This window comes from Acinetobacter courvalinii, assembly GCF_014635545.1.
GTDB classification, from domain to species: Bacteria; Pseudomonadota; Gammaproteobacteria; order Pseudomonadales; family Moraxellaceae; genus Acinetobacter; species Acinetobacter courvalinii.
This window is the reverse complement of record NZ_BMDA01000018.1, coordinates 1-679: the sequence shown is the minus strand read 5'-3', so window position 1 is coordinate 679 and position 679 is coordinate 1. Positions and strand designations below refer to the sequence as shown.

Below are 679 nucleotides of genomic sequence, written 5' to 3'. Positions count from 1 at the left end.
ATCCGAATCTGCAAGTAAGTCACTACCTGCGACATCAGCTGTCCATGTACCCGCTGCCTCATCTACCGTTGCAGTGTAAGTCACGCCATTGATGACGAGTGTCACCACTGTCGTTGCTGCATCTGCTGGGATACCAGTCAAGGTACCTGTTACAGTGATGGTTGTGGTTGATTCAGCTGCATTCAACACGTTGTCTGCAGTCACCGCATCAATCGCAAGGGTTGCACCCGCTGGATTTGGTGGGGTGATGTCTACAGTCTCTGTACCTGGTACAGACGGGTTACCTGCAGGGTCAGTGGCAATTGCAGTGATGGTATCACCATCCACCAGACCGCCTGGGTTTGGTACAGTCCATTCGCCTGTTACAGGATCAGTCACTACATCAACTGTGCTGCCATCCGGGAAGGTCACAGTCACGGTTGAACCTGGTTCTGCCGTACCGGTGATTGGATCGGTACCATTGACCGGATCAATCTCTGGGGCATTCGGTGCAGTCACATCCACGTTATAGACTTGGGTATCCGTCACGCTGCTGCTGTTACCTGCTGCATCGGTGAAGGTCGCTGTGGCATCGATGGTCTTGTCGCCATCGGCCAACAGGTCGCTACCTGCGACATCGGCTGTCCAGTTACCTGTTGCCGCATCTACCGTTGCAGTGTAAGTCACGCCATTGATAAGC

Annotated in this window: 1 protein-coding gene; it reads right to left on the bottom strand. The window is 53.6% G+C overall.

Annotated features, from left to right (window positions below):
• The coding region (locus IEV39_RS18360; protein WP_188382625.1) for an Ig-like domain-containing protein at nucleotides 1–679 on the bottom strand (679 nt) is incomplete at both ends.